Source organism: Flavobacterium sp. AJR (genome assembly GCF_002156885.1).
GTDB lineage: Bacteria > Bacteroidota > Bacteroidia > Flavobacteriales > Flavobacteriaceae > Flavobacterium.
In genome coordinates this window covers 1-19,590 of sequence record NZ_NCWQ01000044.1, presented here as the reverse complement: position 1 = coordinate 19,590, position 19,590 = coordinate 1, and the positions used below count along the sequence as shown (strand labels likewise).

General features: G+C 32.5%; 15 protein-coding genes. 13 read left to right on the top strand and 2 right to left on the bottom strand.

Annotated elements, in window-relative coordinates:
- The first annotated feature begins 12 nt into the window (after positions 1-12).
- The 5 genes from B8T70_RS12825 to rpe all read left to right on the top strand — a co-directional run bounded on the left by B8T70_RS12825 (position 13) and on the right by rpe (position 6,422).
- Positions 13-1,230: a DUF4249 domain-containing protein gene (locus B8T70_RS12825; protein WP_086895104.1), complete on the top strand. Its 1,218-nt coding sequence runs from the start codon at positions 13-15 to the stop codon at positions 1,228-1,230.
- A gap of 101 nt (positions 1,231-1,331) precedes the next feature.
- Positions 1,332-2,546 carry a DUF4249 domain-containing protein gene (locus B8T70_RS12820; protein ID WP_086895103.1) on the top strand — a complete coding sequence of 405 codons (1,215 nt, stop codon included), beginning with the start codon at positions 1,332-1,334 and terminating at the stop codon, positions 2,544-2,546.
- Between the two features lie 20 nt (positions 2,547-2,566).
- The gene (locus B8T70_RS12815; RefSeq protein WP_086895102.1) at positions 2,567-4,309 is read left to right on the top strand and encodes a hypothetical protein; all 1,743 of its coding nucleotides are present in this window, start codon (positions 2,567-2,569) and stop codon (positions 4,307-4,309) included.
- 80 nt (positions 4,310-4,389) lie between these two features.
- Entirely contained in the window at positions 4,390-5,253 is an 864-nt protein-coding gene (locus B8T70_RS12810) for an RNA polymerase sigma factor RpoD/SigA (protein WP_026707723.1), read from the top strand.
- Between the two features lie 506 nt (positions 5,254-5,759).
- A complete protein-coding gene (gene rpe / locus B8T70_RS12805; protein WP_039111521.1) occupies positions 5,760-6,422 on the top strand; it encodes a ribulose-phosphate 3-epimerase in 663 nt (220 codons plus the stop codon).
- A gap of 78 nt (positions 6,423-6,500) precedes the next feature.
- Here rpe and B8T70_RS12800 read toward each other — a convergent pair whose 3' ends face one another.
- Entirely contained in the window at positions 6,501-7,349 is an 849-nt protein-coding gene (locus B8T70_RS12800; protein ID WP_207621535.1) for an AraC family transcriptional regulator, read from the bottom strand.
- Between the two features lie 85 nt (positions 7,350-7,434).
- Between B8T70_RS12800 and B8T70_RS12795 the strand changes: the two genes are divergently transcribed.
- Positions 7,435-8,970 (top strand): MFS transporter, encoded by a 1,536-nt coding sequence (locus B8T70_RS12795; RefSeq protein WP_086895101.1) that lies wholly within the window; start codon positions 7,435-7,437, stop codon positions 8,968-8,970.
- Between the two features lie 408 nt (positions 8,971-9,378).
- The gene (locus B8T70_RS12790; RefSeq protein ID WP_086895100.1) at positions 9,379-10,704 is read left to right on the top strand and encodes a serine hydrolase; all 1,326 of its coding nucleotides are present in this window, start codon (positions 9,379-9,381) and stop codon (positions 10,702-10,704) included.
- A gap of 280 nt (positions 10,705-10,984) precedes the next feature.
- On the opposite strand, the gene B8T70_RS12785 is transcribed toward B8T70_RS12790, so the two are convergent.
- Positions 10,985-11,932 (bottom strand): DUF4421 family protein, encoded by a 948-nt coding sequence (locus B8T70_RS12785; RefSeq protein ID WP_086895099.1) that lies wholly within the window; start codon positions 11,930-11,932, stop codon positions 10,985-10,987.
- A 346-nt stretch (positions 11,933-12,278) separates the two neighbouring features.
- Here B8T70_RS12785 and B8T70_RS12780 point away from each other — a divergent pair, with 346 nt between their 5' ends.
- From B8T70_RS12780 to B8T70_RS12755, 6 genes are all read left to right on the top strand, one after another.
- Positions 12,279-14,681, top strand: coding sequence for a hypothetical protein (locus B8T70_RS12780; protein ID WP_086895098.1), 2,403 nt, complete (start codon positions 12,279-12,281; stop codon positions 14,679-14,681).
- A gap of 194 nt (positions 14,682-14,875) precedes the next feature.
- Positions 14,876-15,547 (top strand): response regulator transcription factor, encoded by a 672-nt coding sequence (locus B8T70_RS12775; protein ID WP_086895097.1) that lies wholly within the window; start codon positions 14,876-14,878, stop codon positions 15,545-15,547.
- Complete coding sequence (locus B8T70_RS12770) at positions 15,547-16,818, top strand: cell wall metabolism sensor histidine kinase WalK (RefSeq protein ID WP_039119431.1); 1,272 nt, start codon at positions 15,547-15,549, stop codon at positions 16,816-16,818. Before B8T70_RS12775 ends, B8T70_RS12770 begins: the two co-directional genes overlap by 1 nt.
- A 71-nt stretch (positions 16,819-16,889) precedes the next feature.
- Complete coding sequence (locus tag B8T70_RS12765) at positions 16,890-17,333, top strand: PepSY-like domain-containing protein (RefSeq protein ID WP_039119443.1); 444 nt, start codon at positions 16,890-16,892, stop codon at positions 17,331-17,333.
- Positions 17,334-17,350: 17 nt separating this feature from the next.
- Complete coding sequence (locus tag B8T70_RS12760) at positions 17,351-17,815, top strand: PepSY-like domain-containing protein (protein WP_039119433.1); 465 nt, start codon at positions 17,351-17,353, stop codon at positions 17,813-17,815.
- 788 nt (positions 17,816-18,603) lie between these two features.
- Complete coding sequence (locus B8T70_RS12755; RefSeq protein WP_086895096.1) at positions 18,604-19,467, top strand: PepSY-like domain-containing protein; 864 nt, start codon at positions 18,604-18,606, stop codon at positions 19,465-19,467.
- Positions 19,468-19,590: the final 123 nt, after the last annotated feature.

Below are 19,590 nucleotides of genomic sequence, written 5' to 3'. Positions count from 1 at the left end.
CAAACAAAACAAATGAAACTAAGAATCCTAGATATTAGATACTTACACAAGTCATTTGTTCTTATACTTCTTTGTCTTACTATAAGTAGTTGTACAGAGCAGTATGCTTTTAAAACCAGTACATTCGAAAATATACTTGTTATTCAGGCAAACATTACGAATGAATACAAAAAACAAGAAATAAAAATTTCAAGATCTTATCGTTTTGAAGAAAATGGACCAACTAACGAAGAAGGGGCTACTGTTTATGTAACCGATAGTGACAATAATAGCTATCAATTTGGATTTGAAAAAATATCAGGTTTATATGTTTCAAATAGCGAATTTCAAGCAGTTCCAGAAAAAACATATCAATTAAACGTTATCACAAAAGAAGGAAAATCATATTCTTCAAATGTGCAGTCTTTAACAGCTGCTAGTGAAATTCAGGTAGAACCAAAGGTTACTACTATTGATGGACAAAAAGGGGTACAAATAGTTGTGAGTAGTTATGATCCAAATGCCAAATCAAAGTTTTACAGATATGAATATGACGAAACCTATAAGGTAATTGCCCCGAGCTGGACATCTGATAAACTTATTGTAGCTCCATTTACAACAGATGGTCATCCAGATTTTTTGGTTGTTCCCAGAACAGAAGAGACCAGAATTTGTTACACTACAAAAAAATCTGATGATTTATTTTTATTGAATACATTAGGTTTAAGTGAAGATCGAATTAATTACCCTATACGTTTTATAGATATTAAAAGTCCGATTCTTAATGAACGATACAGCATTATAGTGCGCCAATATGTCCAGAACTTAGAGTCTTATACCTATTATGAAACATTAAAAAGCCTATCAACTTCCAAAAGTATCTTCTCGCAAGTTCAGCCTGGATTTAACTACGGTAATTTAAAATCAAATGATGATCCCAGTGAAAAAATAATCGGTTTTTTTGAAGTATCATCAATTTCATCAAAAAGAATTTTCTTTAACTTTAGAGATATCTTTTTTGATGATCCATATCCTCCCTATTATTTCGAGTGTTTTATTACTCCATACAGTAATTGCTGGACTGAAAGAGGATGCGGAGGAAACAAAATACTATCTCTAGTTAACGGATCCGGAACTGAGCAAGTATATTATGGAGCTGATGCCAAAGGAAACTTTTATTTTGTGACCGCGCCTTGTGGCGACTGTACCAAAATTTCGTCTAATATTAGACCTTTATTTTGGAGAGACTAAATAATTACTATTCTAAAATTGATAACAAATTATAGGCTGTTATTACATTAAATAAAAATGAGATTAAAACACATAGTAATAAATTTCAACAACCAAAGCAAATGGAATTAAGAATCCAACATATCAGATGCTTATATAAAACATTATTTTTTATACTTTTTTGCTTTACTATAAGTAGTTGCACAGAACAATACGCCTTTAAAACCAGTACATTCGAAAATATACTTGTTGTTCAGGCAAACATTACAAATGAATATAAAAAACAAGAAATAAAAATTTCCAGATCGTATCGCTTCGAAGAGAATGGTCCATCTATCGAAGAAGGTGCTACTGTTTATGTAACCGATAGTGACAATACCAACTATTCATTTAGTCTTGAAAAAATATCTGGCTTATATGTTTCAAATACCGAATTTCAGGCAATTCCAGGAAAAACATATCAATTAAACATTACTACAAAAGAGGGAAAATCATACTCTTCATCTGTTCAGTCTTTAACGCCTGTTAGTGAAATTCAGGTAGAACCAAAGATTGAAACTATTAAGGGAGAAAAAGGAGTACAAATAGTTGTGAGTAGTTATGATCCAGATGCTAAATCAAAATATTACAGATATGAATATGATGAAACCTATAAGGTTATAGCACCCGATTGGAAACCTGATAAACTTATAGTAGCACCATTTACTACAGATGGTCATCCTGATTTCTTGGTTGTACCCAGAGAAGGAGAATCCCGAGTTTGTTATACCACAAAAAAATCTGATGATTTACTTTTAATGAATACTGTAGGATTAAGTGAAGATCGCATTAATTTACCAATACGTTTTATAGACATCAAAAACCCGATTCTTAATGAGCGTTACAGTATTATAGTACGCCAATATGTTCAGAACTTAGAATCTTATACCTATTACAAAACATTAAAAAGTTTATCTACTTCCGAAAGCATCTTCTCGCAAGTTCAGCCTGGATTTAACTATGGTAATTTAAAATCAAATGACAATCCAAGTGAAAAAATAATTGGCTTTTTTGAAGTATCATCAATTTCGTCAAAAAGAATATTTTTTAATTTTAGAGATATTTTTATAGACGACCCATATCCTCCATATTATTTCAAATGTGAAATTAGTTTATACAGTAACTGTTGGAAAGATAGAGGATGTGGAGGAGATAAAATACTTTCGATTGTTAAAGGGTCAGGAATGGATGTTTTATATTATGGAAACGATAAAGATACCTTTGCATTTATTACCGCTCCTTGTACCGACTGCACAAAAATTTCATCTAACATTAAACCTTTATTTTGGATAGACTAAAAAAAATCATAAGCATAGTGATGCTAATAGCAATACACACATTGGCTATTGCACAAAATAGTTCATTAAATAAAAATGGATTTATAAGCAGATCAACTAGCGAAAATATATTTGCTCACTTAAGCACCTCTACTCTAATTACTGGAGAAACGTTGCATTGCAAATTATATGCTGTAAACCCTGAAAATAATAAATTAAGCAGCATCAGCAAAATTGCTCATGTAGAACTTATTGACAGTGAAAATAATCTTATTTTCATGAATAAAATCTATTTAGATAACGGAAAGGGACAAGGTGATTTCTTTATACCGACAACTATTAACACTGGTAACTACAAGCTTATCGCATATACAAATTGGATGTTAAACAAAAAAGATTCAAAAGTATCAGAAATTGATCTTGTAATAATTAATCCCTATCTAAAAAGCGTAAAAAGCAATTCGATCAAAGATTCCAACTCTCAAAAAAACGAAACAAAGGTTTCTGAAACTAAATCAGATTTAGCCTTATCTCCTACTAAAGACCAAACTTTTGCGATAGAATTAAATAAGATAAGTGCAATAAAAAGAGAACAACTTTCACTTAAAATTAAATCCTTAAACGCTATTAGCAGTAAAGGAAACTATTCTCTTTCCATAAAAAAGATTGATAATTTACCTTCTAAGAAACCTTTAAATTCTTATGAATTTGTAAAGCATAATTCAAATAATAAATGGGCAAATACAATAAATGATACAATCTTATTTATACCGGAACTTAGAGGAGAAATAATATCTGGTACAATTACAAATAGTAAAGATTCAAAACAAATAAATGACAAAAGTGTAGCATTATCTATACCCGGGACTGATTTTGGTTTTAAAATCGTTAAGACTAATCTAAATGGTAAATTCAATTTTATTTTAGATAAAAACCCCAACTATACTAATGTTGTAGCTCAAGTAATAGGAGATGACAAAAATGATTACACCATAGAAATTGATAAAACCAAACCATACACTTTATCAGAGTTAAAATTTGCAGATGAGTTAAATCTTACTTCAGATTATAAAAATAGCATTGAAGAAAGATCAATTGCAAACCAAATAGAAAACGCTTATTACTCCATAAAAAAAGATAGTGTAGAAGCCAATAGTAAAGCTGTATCATTTTTTAATCCATTACAGAAAGAGTATATTCTTGGGGACTACACAAGCTTTCCGAGTTTAAAAGAAACAATAACTGAAGTGGTAAAAGAAGTTTATTACCGTGAAGAAGATAAAAAATATAGCCTTAATGTGAGAGACATAAACTATGATTTAAAATATTTTTCTGAGCCAACGTTAGTATTAGTCGACGGATTATTAATCCAGAATGTCAACGAATTATTTGATTACAAAACAGATAATATATATAAAATCAGTGTTGTCCCAGGAGTTTATTTTTATGGTCCAAAAGCATTTAATGGCATCATAAGTTTCACTACAAAAAGAAATGATTACGTAAGTAAAGAAACTGGAAACTATATTTTGAAATCTGAAATTCAAAGACCTTTAAATAAAACTATCTATTTCAAACAAGATTATACTGATGGTGATAAATACAACAGAATTCCTGATTATAGATACCAATTACTTTGGCAACCAGACTTAACGCTGGAAAACAAAGAGAACATAATTTCCTTTTTTACTTCTGATGTATCTGGAGAATATGAGATCAATTTAGAAGGCTTTACACAAGAAGGAATCCCTGTATCATTGAGAGAAACTTTCGAAGTGAAATAATTATTTTTAAATTTTTGTAACTTTTTTGCAACTTCATACGTATAATCATTTGTACACTTAAAAATTGAGGAGACAAAAACATGAGACAACTTAAAATCACCAAGCAGGTAACCAATCGTGAGACTGCTTCATTAGACAAATATTTACAAGAAATTGGAAAAGTTGACCTAATTACCGCTGACGAAGAAGTAGAGTTAGCACAAAAAATTAAAGCTGGTGATCAAAGAGCATTAGAAAAATTAACAAAAGCCAACTTACGTTTTGTGGTTTCGGTAGCAAAACAATATCAAAATCAAGGGTTAACACTTCCCGATTTAATAAACGAAGGAAATTTAGGTTTGATTAAAGCGGCACAACGTTTTGATGAAACGCGTGGTTTCAAATTTATATCATACGCAGTTTGGTGGATTCGTCAATCGATTCTTCAAGCATTAGCAGAACAATCACGTATCGTTCGTTTACCTTTAAATAAAATTGGTTCTATCAATAAAATCAACAAGATGTATGCATTATTAGAGCAATCTAATGAGCGTCCACCATCTGCTGAAGAAATTGCTAAGGAACTAGACATGACAGTAAATGACGTAAAAGAGTCTATGAAAAACTCTGGTCGTCACCTATCAATGGATGCACCTCTTGTAGAAGGAGAAGATTCAAACCTTTACGATGTATTACGTTCTGGTGAATCTCCAAATCCTGACAGAGAGTTAATTCACGAATCATTACGTACAGAAATCGAACGTTCATTAGAAACATTAACTCCAAGAGAGGCAGATGTAGTTCGTTTATATTTTGGTCTTGGAGACCAACACCCAATGACACTAGAAGAAATTGGAGAAACTTTCGACCTAACTCGTGAGCGTGTACGTCAGATTAAAGAAAAAGCAATCCGTAGATTAAAACATACTTCAAGAAGTAAAATTCTTAAAACTTATTTAGGTTAAAACTAGCCTTAAAGTTAGAAAGTTTATAAAGTCCAAAAGTTTAGGCTTTAAGACGTTTAACTTTCGACTAAACAGTAAACAACAGTTTGATTGACTGTTCGTTTTTTGATTGATGATTGAAACTCCGGCTGATTACCGGAGTTTTATTTTTTTATACCATCAACTATTTCACCTTATAATTGGGCGTGCCCTTCCGTAAAAACTACAGGTCAGGCTTTCGCACTCGCTTTTTTTAAATCATTCCACTACGTTACATCATTTAAAAAAGAGCTCAAACAATTGCTCAATCCCTCACGCAAGACCATTTTAGTAGTCAGAGGTTTCCATGCTTTATATTGAAATTTAACCGCAAAGAACACAAAGCTTTGTGAACTTTGCGTAAATCCTTGTGCTCTTTGCGGTTAAAAAAACAGCATAAAATACCCTAATGAACTTTACATAAATCCTTACGAACTTTGCCCTTAAAAAATTATCTTTGCAAAAATAACACAACACACAACTACACAATGAAAAATACACTTATTGCACCGTCCGTTCTTGCTGCCGATTTTGCAAACTTACAACGTGACATCGAGATGATTAACAACAGTCAAGCCGATTGGTTTCATATAGACATCATGGATGGCGTTTTTGTTCCAAACATTTCTTTCGGAATGCCCGTTTTAGAAGCAATTAACAAACATGCAAAAAAAACTATCGATGTTCACTTAATGATAGTTGATCCAGATAGATATATTAAAACTTTTGCCGACTTAGGCGCTAATATATTAAGCGTACATTATGAAGCTTGTACACATCTTCATAGAACCTTACAAGCGATTAAAGCAGAAGGAATGAAAGCTGGAGTAGCAATTAATCCACATACAAACATAGATTTACTAGAAGATGTTATAAACGACATCGATTTGGTTTGTATCATGAGTGTAAATCCTGGTTTTGGCGGACAATCATTTATCGAGAATACATACGCAAAAGTTAAAAAACTAAAAGATTTAATTACCAGAAAAAATGCATCTACAATTATAGAAATTGATGGTGGTGTAACTAATAAAAATGCAAAACAATTAGTTGAAGCTGGAGCAGATGTTCTTGTAGCAGGAAGTTTCGTTTTTAAAGCTGAAAACCCAACAGCAACAATCGCCGATTTAAAAGCATTGACTTCTTTTTAATTTCTTTTAGAAGTAAATAAAAATACAAAAGCCGAAGAGATACTTCGGCTTTTTTTATGCTGTACTTAAAGTGAGATATTAAGAATCATGGCTCAACAAAACTTTAGCTTTTCGATATCCCGTTAAACTAATGTTTCTGTGCTTCTTAAAGAATTTATTAAGATGACTTTCGTCAGAAAAACCAAATTCATCTACAATCTCATTAATTCGCATATCGCTAAAACTTAATCGGTGCTCTATCAATCTAATTTTATAATTTGAGATAAAAGACTGAATCGTTTCTCCACAATGATTCTTGAAATAACTCCCTAAATACGTATCCGATATATCAAATTTCTCTGCTATTGCAGAAGCTTTTAATTTTTGAGGACACAAAATATTAGATTGAATGTAATTAATGATATCCAGAATTTTTTTATCGGCATTGTCCTTTATCCCAACAGGTTTTATTTTATCAATATTTCTTGCAGCAATTACAATCAATGCATTTACATAATGAATAATTAAATCCTCATCATAAACATCCTTGCTCTCTATAGTTTGCATCAAAGATTCTACAATAGATTTAACAAGGAATTCATCTTCTTTACGATTTAAAATACAGCCTGATAAATGAGTTGCATAATGTAATATACATTCAATATGATCGATACTTTTCGACTTATAATCTCTTACATATTCACTATTAAGTTTAACCAATAAAAACTCTGTAGTTGTAACGATCTCAAACGTATGATAATCATTTGGCGTAAGCAACATTAAATTACCTGCTTGATAAGAGATACAATTTCCGTTAATATGAAGAAATCCATTTCCGGAAATAACATAAACCATCTGGAAAAAGCTGAATTGTGAATTTCCGATAGGACATTCATTAACCTTCTTATAAATTACCTCGACAGATTGGTGCATATTTTCTTTTCTCATCTTGCAAAGATACCTCTTTATCATAAAATTGTACCGAAATATCAGCCATACTCAGTTTATTTTTGCTAAATATAAAAACTTAAAAATGACGCAAAAATTTAAACTCACCAAAAATACAATTGCCTTAATTGCCATTTGTCTAGCCACATTAATGTTTTCACTAGAGATTTCGAGTGTTCCTGTAATACTCCCAACTCTCGAAAAAGTCTTAAATGCCAACCTCCGCGATATGCAATGGATAATGAATATTTATACTATTGGTTGTACCGCAGTTCTTATGGCAGCTGGAACTCTGGCCGATCGCTATGGTCGAAAACGCATTCTTATCATCACTTTAATTCTATTTGGTATTTCATCCCTAATCTGTGGTTTAGCACAAAATGTAACCGTATTAATCATAAGCCGATTCTTTCAGGGAGTAAGTGGCGGTGCAATGCTTATATGCCAAGTAGCTACTTTATCCTATCAATTTCAAGAAGGAAAAGAACGCAGCAGGGCTTTTAGCATCTGGGGAATAATCCTTGGAGTCGGGTTAGGATTCGGACCTATTATTGGTGGCTCGATTACAGCTTTATTATCTTGGGAATGGGTATTCCTGATACACGTTCCAATAGCTATTATAGCAGCTATTCTTGTTTATAGTAATGTAAATGAATCCAAAGATCCTCAAGCCAAAAAACTAGACATTTGGGGAATGCTCACCTTGTCTATATCCATTTTTGGGCTTACTTATTTTATTACACAAGGTCCAGATTTAGGTTTCTCTAGCCCTATTGCCCTAGCAAGTATCCTTATTGCGGTGATAAGTTTAATACTTTTTATAAAGGTCGAAAAAACAAACCCTCATCCCATGTTTGATTTCTCGGTATTTAAAATTCGTAATTTCTCTGGCGCTATCTTTGGCTCAATTGGTATGAATTTTAGTTTTTGGCCGTTTATAATTTACTTACCTATTTATTTCCAAAGCTGTTTGGGTTACGATGTTGTAACAGTAGGACTCTCATTACTTGCCTATACCCTACCTACTCTAATTATACCTCCGTTAGCAGAATATCTTTCCGTTCGTTATCGTTCAGGCATAGTAATTCCTTTGGGATTGTTTATATTAGGATTAGGCTTTATCATCATGAGATATGGTACCGTAGCAGAAAATCCTAGTTGGCTCACCATGCTTCCTGGTTCCCTTTTGGCTGGTATTGGCTTAGGCTTAACCAACACACCTGTAACCAATACTACAACTAGTTCTGTATCGAGTAATCGAGCAGGAATGGCTTCGGGAATAGACATGAGCGCACGAATGATTTCATTATCTATAAATATTGCATTAATGGGTTTTATACTAGTCGAAGGAATCTTTTCTCATTTATCAACTGCCTTTTCTGAATCTCTAAATCGAGAAACATTACGTTCATTAGCAGAGAAAATAGCAGCAGGAAACTTTTCTTCTCTCAATCAAGATTTTCCTGAACTAGCTTCATTAGACGCATCAGGTCGAATTGTACACGAAGCGCTTGCACATGGTTTTGACTTAATCCTTTTGTACGGAGGTTTTGGAGTCTGGATTTTAGCATTGATGAGTTTTTATTTTTTTAATTCTTCTAAAAAGGCACTAAGAAACTAATTCTGTAGATCCACTGAAATTCCTTTTATCCTTTTATTCCGATAGCTATATGGAGTGATTAAATTTTTTCTCACGCAGATTTTAAAAGATTTGAGCCGATGAACGCAGATTTATTTATGCCTGATTTTTTAAATTAAATCTGTCGAATCTGCGTGAAAAAAATCATTTTAATCTTATTAATTCTAGCACAAAAAGAAGGTTTTTCATCAATAAAAGTTCTTTAGAATAATAATCACATTTCCATTTTAGATAAATTATAATTCTTTAAAATTTAACATTTCAAAATTAAGTTCTTAACTTAGCGTAAATTCTTATTTTTTCAGTAAAACAACATCCAAAAACGAGCTGAAAAATAATTCATTCTACATTCCATTTTCTATTACCCATTAGCTAATCAATTAAGACAATATGAAACAAACCTATTTTTATTCAAGTGTATTATTTTCCTGTTCAATATTATTATCAAGTAACATTGGTAATGCTCAAGAGAAAACCAAATATCTAAATGCTGAACAGAGTGATCCTGTAAAAATGGGCTGGATGGTAGGTTCTCCGCCACCTGCTGACCGTCTTGTACGTTTTGATGATGGCAGTTTTTTTCAATTTCCAGCACTACGATGGAGCGTAGCACATATGCGCCAATTTATGCCAACAGTAAATGTTTCTCGTGGTTTAGGAAATTCAACTCCATTAGAAACAAATATTAAAAGTGACATTGATCAAATTAAATTCAAACCTCTAAACGAGAAAAAAACAATTTCCTGGGAAGAATCGTTGCAAAAAACCTATGCCGATGGTGTTATTATCATGCACCACGGAAAGGTTGTATATGAAAAATATCTTGGAGCATTAACCACCGATGGACAACATGCTGCCATGTCTGTAACAAAATCTTTTACGGGAACACTTGGGATTATGTTGGTCGAAGAAGGTCTTATAGATCCTACCAAACTAGTTTCAGAATATATACCAGAACTTCAAAATTCAGCTTTTGGGGATGCAACTGTAAGACAAGTAATGGATATGACTACCGCTTTACAGTTTAGTGAAGATTATGCTGATCCTAATGCCGAAATATGGAAATTTTCGGCAGCAGGTAATCCGCTACCAAAACCTAAAGATTATACTGGACCTAAAACCTATTATGAATACTTACCAACAGTTAAGAAAAAAGGAACTCATGGAGATGCCTTTGGCTATAAAACAGTAAACTCCGATGTTTTGGGATGGATTATTGCCAGAGTTACAGGAAAAACTGTTGCCGAAGTTTTATCCGAAAAAATATGGAAGAAACTAGGAACAGAACAAGATGGTTATTACTCTGTAGATGCTGCAGGTACTCCATTTGCTGGTGGAGGTTATAACCTAGGTTTAAGAGATATGGCGCGTTTTGGTCAGTTAATCTTAGATAATGGCAAAGCTAACGGAGAACAAATTATCCCAAAATCGGCAATTGATGATATAAAAAAGGGCGGAAACAAAAAAGCATTTGCAAAAGCAAACTATACGCTATTAAAAGGATGGAGCTACCGAAATATGTGGTGGATAACTAATAATGATAATGGTGCATTTTGTGCTCGTGGCGTACATGGGCAACTTATTTATATAGACCCAAAAGCGGATATGGTTATTGTGCGTTTTGCATCTAATCCTGTTGCGGCTAACTCTGCAAATGATCCTTATTCTTTACCTGCTTACGAAGCTATTGCAAAATACCTTATTAAGGGGAAATAATTCTTCAAATCATATTACTTAAAGATTGAAAACATTAAATACTAATTAAGCTATATAAATCTAAGATTGCAACCAAAAAGTTAACCATATAAGTGATGTAAGTTCATTTAAGCTAAGTGCTAATTTGTTAGTCAAGCTTATATCTGCTTAAATCACTTAGATGGTTAAAATAATTATATTGAATTATATAATGCATTTTACCAATACTATAATTCTTTTGAGCTGTGAAATTAATCAAATCAGTACTTCAAACATAGAAGGCAATAGATACTCATATTATTTACTTTGCTTTCTTCTTACCCCAAAAAGGGTTTGAATCAAGTCTCCATATATAAGCAATTTGAAAATTTCCCGAAGACAGTCCTACGTTACCCGTATCATTATTATCTGAAAATGAAGAGAAAATCAGATTATTGACATAGGACAGGCCTAGGGACCATTTCTCCTTGTTATACCCTATAGCCGTTCTTGGGAAGAATGTGGGATAAATCTCTATCTTTTTTTTGCCAAAGTCATCTATTCTTTCCGTACCAAAATTAGCGCCTACAGTTACAGAACCACTGGCAAACCATCTTTTATTTATTGCCCAGGTATAGGCATATCCTCCACTTACTCCAAACTGAAAATTACGCAAGGAATTCTTGTCCTTATGCACAAAAGAACTATCTGAATCTATTTTTGTAAAATAAACTCCACCTCCTAATAAAAAACTCCCTGCCGATTTTAATTGCTTTTCGTTCTGATTGAAAGCAGCTTTATAAGAGAACTTTTTATTATTAAATACATATTGTCCAAACGCACCATATTGCTGAATATTTAAATCTGGATATAATTGTATGTTTTTATCATTATTATCAGCAGTATAAAATCCATGATATTTTTGTACAAAAAGGTCAATTATAAACTTTCGCCCATAATTATGAATTTGAAAATCTAATGCTTTGGTTCTTCCCTTTTCTTTATCGTTCATAAAGCTCAAACCATATCCATAACTCAAATTAATTATTGTGTTATTTATAGACACTCCAAATCCTAAGCTCATAGGGTTATTGGGCATGAAATTTTTAACCTTTCCATCTACTTCTTTTTCCATCGAAATAAGTTTCATTGACATATATGTCCTTAGTGAAAGTTTATTCTCAAAAGGTTTAATGTAAGTCGTATCGATTTGCGCATTGCAAAAAAGAGGAAAAGCAAAAAGGAGTAAAAAAGAAAAATATGATTTCATTGTGTTTTTAGAACGAAAATTAATACCCCTTATTATTTCAAAAAAACTTATTTAACAAGAGTTTATAAGTATATAAAAATAGTGCATAATGAATTGATTTTAATCACAAATCTGAGAATTACGTCAATGAAATACGACCATTCGTCAAAATGTTGAGTGCATTTTAATAGAAAGATAATCTATTAATAAAAAGAGAGTCAATTTTACAGTTTAATTTTAAAACAATTCGCAAACTTTAAATAGTTGATTTTTTTTGTATCATTTTAAAATCTGAAACAGACTAAACTATTAAATATTAGGCTTGTAATAGATGCAAACTTAATTTTATGAGATATATTCTAAAATTATGAAAAAGACATTTTTAATTGCAATAGCCTTTAGTTTTCTCTTGATTTCTTTTTCTTGTAAAAAAGACAAAGAAGATAAAAAAGCTCAAGCAGAAAATCCTTCTGCTTCAGATTCTACAAAAACAATCGATAATGGTTGGCCACGCGAAGTAACAAACAATGATGCCAAATTAGTTTATTACCAACCACAGGTAGATGACTGGAAAGATTTTAAAGAAATAACTGCACGAATTGCATTTGCTTTAACTTCAAAAGATGGTAAAGAGGTTCTGGGTGTAGCTTCTCTAAAAGCTGGAACCTTGGTAGATAAAGATGCCAGAAGTGTGTTTTTTAGAAATGTAGAAGTTACCGATATCAGATTTCCTGCTCTCGATGAAAAATTAGTTCCGCAAATGGAAAAACTATTTAAAGAATTAATTCCTAAAGGAGGAGATCCTATTTCTATAGATCGTGTAATGGCAGATTTAAGTAAAACCAAAACTCCACCTAAAGGTATAGCGGTTAAAAACGACCCTCCTCCTATTTTTTATAGTACAAGTCCTTCGATATTATTGATGGTTCAAGGAGATCCTGTTTTGGTTCCGATTGAAAAAACAAATCTGAGTTATGTTGTAAATACAAATTGGGATTTATTTTTTGATAAATCGGCTAAGAAATACTATCTGTTAGTCGAAAATGTTTGGTTAACTGCTACAGATTTAAAAGGCAAATGGGAAAAGACGACCAGTTTACCTAAAGAAATGAGCAATTTACCATCAGGACAAAACTTTGATGAAGTAAAAAAAATGATTCCTCCACCAGCAAACAATACCTCTTTACAAGTTTTCTTTAGTGATAAACCGGCTGAACTTATTGCCATAAACGGAACTCCCAAATTTGTTAAAATACCCGGAACTAAATTAATATATATTGAGAATACTGATAATGATATTTTTGCAGATGAAGGTGACGGGCAATATTATGTATTATTATCGGGCAGATGGTTTCGCTCTAAAGAGCTTACTGGTCCATGGAGCTATGCAACTGATAAGTTACCTGCCGATTTTGCAAAAATCCCTAAAGATTCTCCACGAGCAAATGTATTAGCTTCTGTTCCCGGAACACAAGAAGCCTCGGATGCAGTAATGCTATCACAAGTTCCAACAACTGCTATTGTAAAAAAAGCCGATGCCGAAGCCAAGGCAAAAGTTACTTATGACGGAACTCCACAGTTTAAACCTATTCAGGGTACATCACTTCAATACGCAAGCAACACACAAGAAAAAGTAATAAAGGTTGGAGATTTATATTATCTGTGTTTTCAGGCAGTATGGTTTATGTCTACAACTCCTAATGGTCCTTGGAAAGTAACCGATTCTGTACCTAAAGAAATCTATTCTATTCCGCCTAGTTCTCCTGTTTATAATGTTACCTATGTAACCCAAACAAATGTTACAGATACAACTGTAGAGAGTAGTACTACAGCAGGTTATTTTGGAGCTTTTATTGTAGGTGCAGTAATAGGATCTGTACTTACTTATGGAACTGGTTTTTACTATCCTCCATATCTTTATTATGGTCCCGGAATTTATCCTGTATATCGCCCGTGGCCATGTACTTATGGTGTTGGAGCAGTTTATAATCCGTGGTCGGGAGGTTGGGCAGCAGGAAGAGCTGCATATGGCCCATACGGATCTGTAGGAACAGCAGCTTGGTACAATCCTGCAACAGGAAGATATGGTCGTTCAGCTAGTGTACAAGGTTGGTATGGCGGGCGCACCGCAGCTGGTGGTTACAACCCTTGGACAGGAAATTATGGAAGAACAGAACAAGGGCATAATGCGTATGCGCAATGGGGGCATTCAGCAGCGTCCAATGGTCGCCAATGGGTACAATCGGGTCATGTAACAACAAGACAAGGAACAGTAGTTGGCTATCAAACTTCTGGTGGTAAAGAGGGTGTAATCACACACCATAGAGGCGGAGGAACTACTGTACACACCAACAATAATCTTTATGCCGGACATGATGGACACGTTTATAAAAAAGATAATAACGGTAACTGGAGTCATTATAATAATGGCAACGGTGGATGGTCTAAAGCTGGTACGCTAGGTTCTACACAACATAATGGAGATAAAATCCAGCGTGATAACGTTCAGAAACCAAACCAAACGCTTAACTCTCCTAACAGATCTCTTGGAGGAGAAACTGAACGCAATAACATACAGAAACCGAACCAAACGCTTGGCTCGCCAGACAGACCTCTTAGAGAACCAGGTCATGATAATACCATACAAGGGCTAAACCATTCGGATTTTGCCAGACAACGTGGAGAAACTCAAACACGAGATTTTCAAAACTTTCAAAGAGGTGGCGGAAATAGATTAGGTGGTGGTGGAGGTTTTAGAGGTCGAAGATAATTAAGCTCTAAAATCACAACAATTTGATATTAAAAAAATAACCAATTATAAAAAAGGCTAGATACATCATTTTTGTATTTAGCCTTTTTAAATAAATCATTTAATGCAAATTCCATTAATTCCTAAATGTTTCCAGAAACCAAGTTTTATTTTGAATTCGTATTCATACATTTGAATTACATAAAACAGATAACATGAAAATTTTAATAATAGAAGATGAAGCTGGTTTACGTGAAGTCGTGCAACAATCACTTGAAAAAGAGAAATATATTGTCGAAACCGCACATGATTATATTTCCGGACTAGACAAACTAGGCGCATACGATTATGATTGCATATTAATCGATATTATGCTTCCTAACGGAAATGGTTTGGACTTACTGAGGGAAATAAAAAATCAAAAGAAACAAAGTGCAGTTATTATTATATCGGCAAAAGATGCTGTTGATGATAAAGTAAAAGGGTTGGACTTAGGTGCCGATGATTATTTAAGTAAGCCTTTTCATTTATCAGAATTACATGCCCGAATTAAATCGGCACTTCGGAGAAACAATCACAATGGAGACAATTTAATTGTTTGGAAAAACGTAACGCTTTGCCCAGAACAACGAACAGTTTCTATAGACAATAAAGAACTAATCTTAAACAGAAAAGAATTTGATTTACTTTACTATTTTATAATAAACCCAAACCGATTAATTAATAAAACTGCAATAGCCGAATATGTTTGGGGTGACCATACAGATCAGGCAGACAATCTGGATTTTGTATATTCACAGATTAAAAATTTACGCAAGAAACTAAAAGACAGTGATGCCGAAATTGATATTCAGGCTGTTTACGGAATTGGATATAAAATGAATTAATGAAATTACAAAACTATACACTTCGCTATCTCGCACTTACGCTACTTATTGTAATCCCAATTTGGGCTGGGATTTTTTATATGCTGATTTTAGATGAAGTGCATGATAATATTGATGATGATTTAAAAAACTCTAAAATCATTATTATCCGACATGCTTTTGCCGACAAAAAACTATTAAATTCTCCCGAATTCGGCATCAATAAGTTTACCATAAAGCCACTTCCCAAAGGTCATTATTCTCAAAAAGACGAATTTTCTACCTCTGAGGAATTTATGGAATATGATAACGATAACGAACCTATTAGAACATTAAAAACTATTTTTAATGATGATAACGGAAACTCGTATGAACTAATAATAAAAGCATCTGTTGTAGAAGAAGATGACTTACTCGAAGATCTATTCCTGGCTTTAATAGGTTTGTATGTTATGCTTGTTATTAGCATATTAGTAGTAAACCATTTGCTCTTAAAAAGAATCTGGAAATCGTTTCATATCATTTTAGAAAATCTTAAAGAGATTAAATTAGGAACTGGCAGCCGATTAAAACCTATCAATTCTCCTATTGATGAGTTTAATATTTTGGCAAAAGAAGTAGAGAAAATGCTTAATCGTAATGAAACAATTTATTCTAGTCAGAAACAATTTATAGAGAATGCTTCACACGAATTACAAACTCCTCTGGCAATTAGTATTAACAAACTCGAATTATTTGCAGAGAATAGCGTTCTCCCTGATGAACAAATGATGGAGATAGGTAAAATAACAGATACACTGACTCGATTAACAAGATTGAATAAATCGTTATTGATGTTATCCAAAATAGAAAACCAACAATATTCTGAAGAAGAAAGCGTCAACTTTAATAAACTCATATTAGTATTAACAGAGGATTATGCAGACTTAGCAGAATTCAAAAAAATAAAAATCACGGTAACCGAAAATGATACTTTGTTTTTTATGATGAACAAAGGATTAGCCATTGCATTAATTAGTAATTTATTAAAAAATGCTTTGATTCATAATCATCCCGATGGTTTTGTAAATTTTGTAATAAACAAGAATGATATCATCATTTCGAATAGTGGTAATAATTCTCCATTAAATCCTGAAGCTATTTTTGGCAGATTTTATCGCCATACCACAACCAATGAATCTACTGGTTTAGGTTTGTCTATCGTAAAATCTATCATAAATAATTACTCGATTACTATCGAATATTTGTTCACCGGAAATCATCAATTCAAAATTATTTTTCCAAAAAAGTAGTCTTTTATTTATTTTCCTAATTGTTTCCAAATTCTGGTTATACACTTGTACCAGAATTAAAAACATCAATTATGAAAACTAAATTAAACTTGGCTACATGCCTAATAGCAGGATTAGCATTTGGACTTTCTGCAAATGCACAAAAAACAGTAATTACAAAAAATGCTTTACCTGCAAATGCACAGACTTTTTTAAAAACTCATTTTCCAGGACAAGAACCTGTTAATATTATTGAGGATAAAGAAACCTTCTCTAAAGATTACAAAGTTCAGTTTACAAATTATATAGAAATAGAATTTGACGGTAAAGGAAATTGGGAAGAAGTAGATGGTAATCACCAAGCAATCCCAAGTAGTATAATTCCTAAAAAAATAACATCTTACGTTACTACTAATTTTGCAAATACGGCAATAACCAAAATTGACAAAGGAACTTGGGGATATGAAGTAAATTTAAGTAACGGTCTTGAATTAGAGTTTAACTCTAAAGGCAATTTTATAAGAATTGATAATTAACATTAAATACAACAATCATGAAAAAAATAATCTTATCTGGTTTTATAGCCTTAACACTTTTATTCTCGGCAACATCTTGTGATAGCGATGATGATAATGATCATGAAACAATAATTAGTGCCACTGATTTACCTCAACCGGCAACTGCATTTGTTACTACATATTTTCCTGATGCTACTTATAAGCTTATAACTAGACAAAATATTCCTGATGCCGATGGGTCAATTTATGATGTTTTACTAAGTAATAATTTCGACATTGATTTTGATGCTAAAGGAAATTGGATTGATATAGATGGAAATCATCAGGCAATTCCGGTTGCTTTGATTCCTGTAAAAATCAATACGTATGTAACTACAAATTATCCTGATCAATTTGTAACATCAATCGATAACGAAAAAACGTTTATAGAAATAGAACTTTCTAATAATCTGGAACTAGTTTTTGATCTTGAAGGAAATTTTCTTCGAATAGATAAATAAAAACAAAACTGCATCATACTCTAAAAGCTCCGAAATTTAATCTCGGGGCTTTTTTTTGCTGGAGATTTTAAAATTTTTCTGCCACAAATTACACGAATTTATAAGCGTATCGATAGGAAACATTTGAACCTTTGTAACTCAGTACCTTTCTAAACACAATCTTGTCGAGCCACTCGCGGAGATTGCTTTTGCCAGTTCGCTATCGCTCGTGCCTTCGTTCCTCAGAAAGACAAGTTTGTGGTTACTTTATGATTAACTTAAATGGGATAGAGTTTTCCCAAAATATATAAACGTTCCAATAGGAAACCTTTGAACCTTTGAACCTTTGTAACTCAGTACCTTTCTTTAGCCACTGATTAAAATGATTTTTTTCACGCAGATTCGACAGATTTAATTAAAAAAAATAGTAATAAATAAATCTGTGCTCATCGGCTTAAATTTTTTAAAATCTGCGTGAGAAAAAATTCACCCATTCAGGATAGCTATCGGGGTAAAAGAATAAAAGGATTTTTTCAGCACATTCAGAGAAACCTTTGCGCCTTTGCGCCTCAGCGCCTTAGAACCTTTTCCTAAAACTTTGCTGTTATTTTTTTCGCCACAAATCTCACGAATCTACACAAATCATTAAACCGTTATAAATCACTATAATCTTTTTAAAAACATATCGTCAATAAAGATTAATCCCTCTTACTATCTCTTTTGCAAAAAAAATAAGAATATTCCTAAATGTTTACAGATTCAGGTTATAATATTGCTGTATAATAAAATAACAATTTAATACTACTACCATGAAAAAAACATTTTTAACAAGTTTTACAATTTTATCAATTTTGCTTTCAACAACCTCTTGCGATAGTAATGACGGTCTTGTCGCAGTGGATAAAACTGTAATCGAGCCAACTAATCTTCCTACTACAGCAAAAACATTTACCGAAACCTATTTTCCTAATCCTGTATATAAATCAACAGTAAAATTAAACACACCTAGTTTAAATGGAACTATTTATGATGTTTCGCTTGCAAATGGTTTCGAAATAGATTTTGATGCTAACGGAAACTGGACTGAAATAGATGGAGGTAACCAAGCAATACCTACTGCTTTAATTCCAGAGAAAATTAATGCTTATGTTACTGCAAATTATCCTGGTTTGTTTATCGTACAAATCGAAAACGAAAAAACTAAATACGACGTAGAATTATCTAATGATGTAGATTTAGTTTTTACTCTACAAGGCGATTTTGTGAGAATAGATCATGATGGAGATAATCACAATGAAGTTGTTATCAATCCAGCTGACTTACCACAAACAGCAAAAACATTAATTAGTACGCATTTTCCAAATGCAACAATTAGATTGGTAGAAAAACAAAATAAACCAGATGCAAACGGTACTGTTTATGATGTTTCGCTTTCAAACAATTTTGAAATTGATTTTGATGTAAATGGAAACTGGACAGAAATAGACGGAGGTAGTAAAGCTATTCCTGTTGCATTAATTCCTGCAAAAATCAATACATATGTTACAACCACTTATCCAGGTTTATTCATAACATCTATTGATAATGAAAAAACATATACTGAAGTAGAACTTTCTAATGATACAGATTTAATTTTTGACACTCTTGGAAATTTCCTTAGAATAGACAAATAAAAATGTAATTATATAATACCATTCTAAAAGCTCTGAAATTTAATTTCGGAGCTTTTTTTTAAGTCTGTGGATGAAAAGGAACGCGGATAAAACAGATTCGCTAAAGCGAAAACACAGATAAAA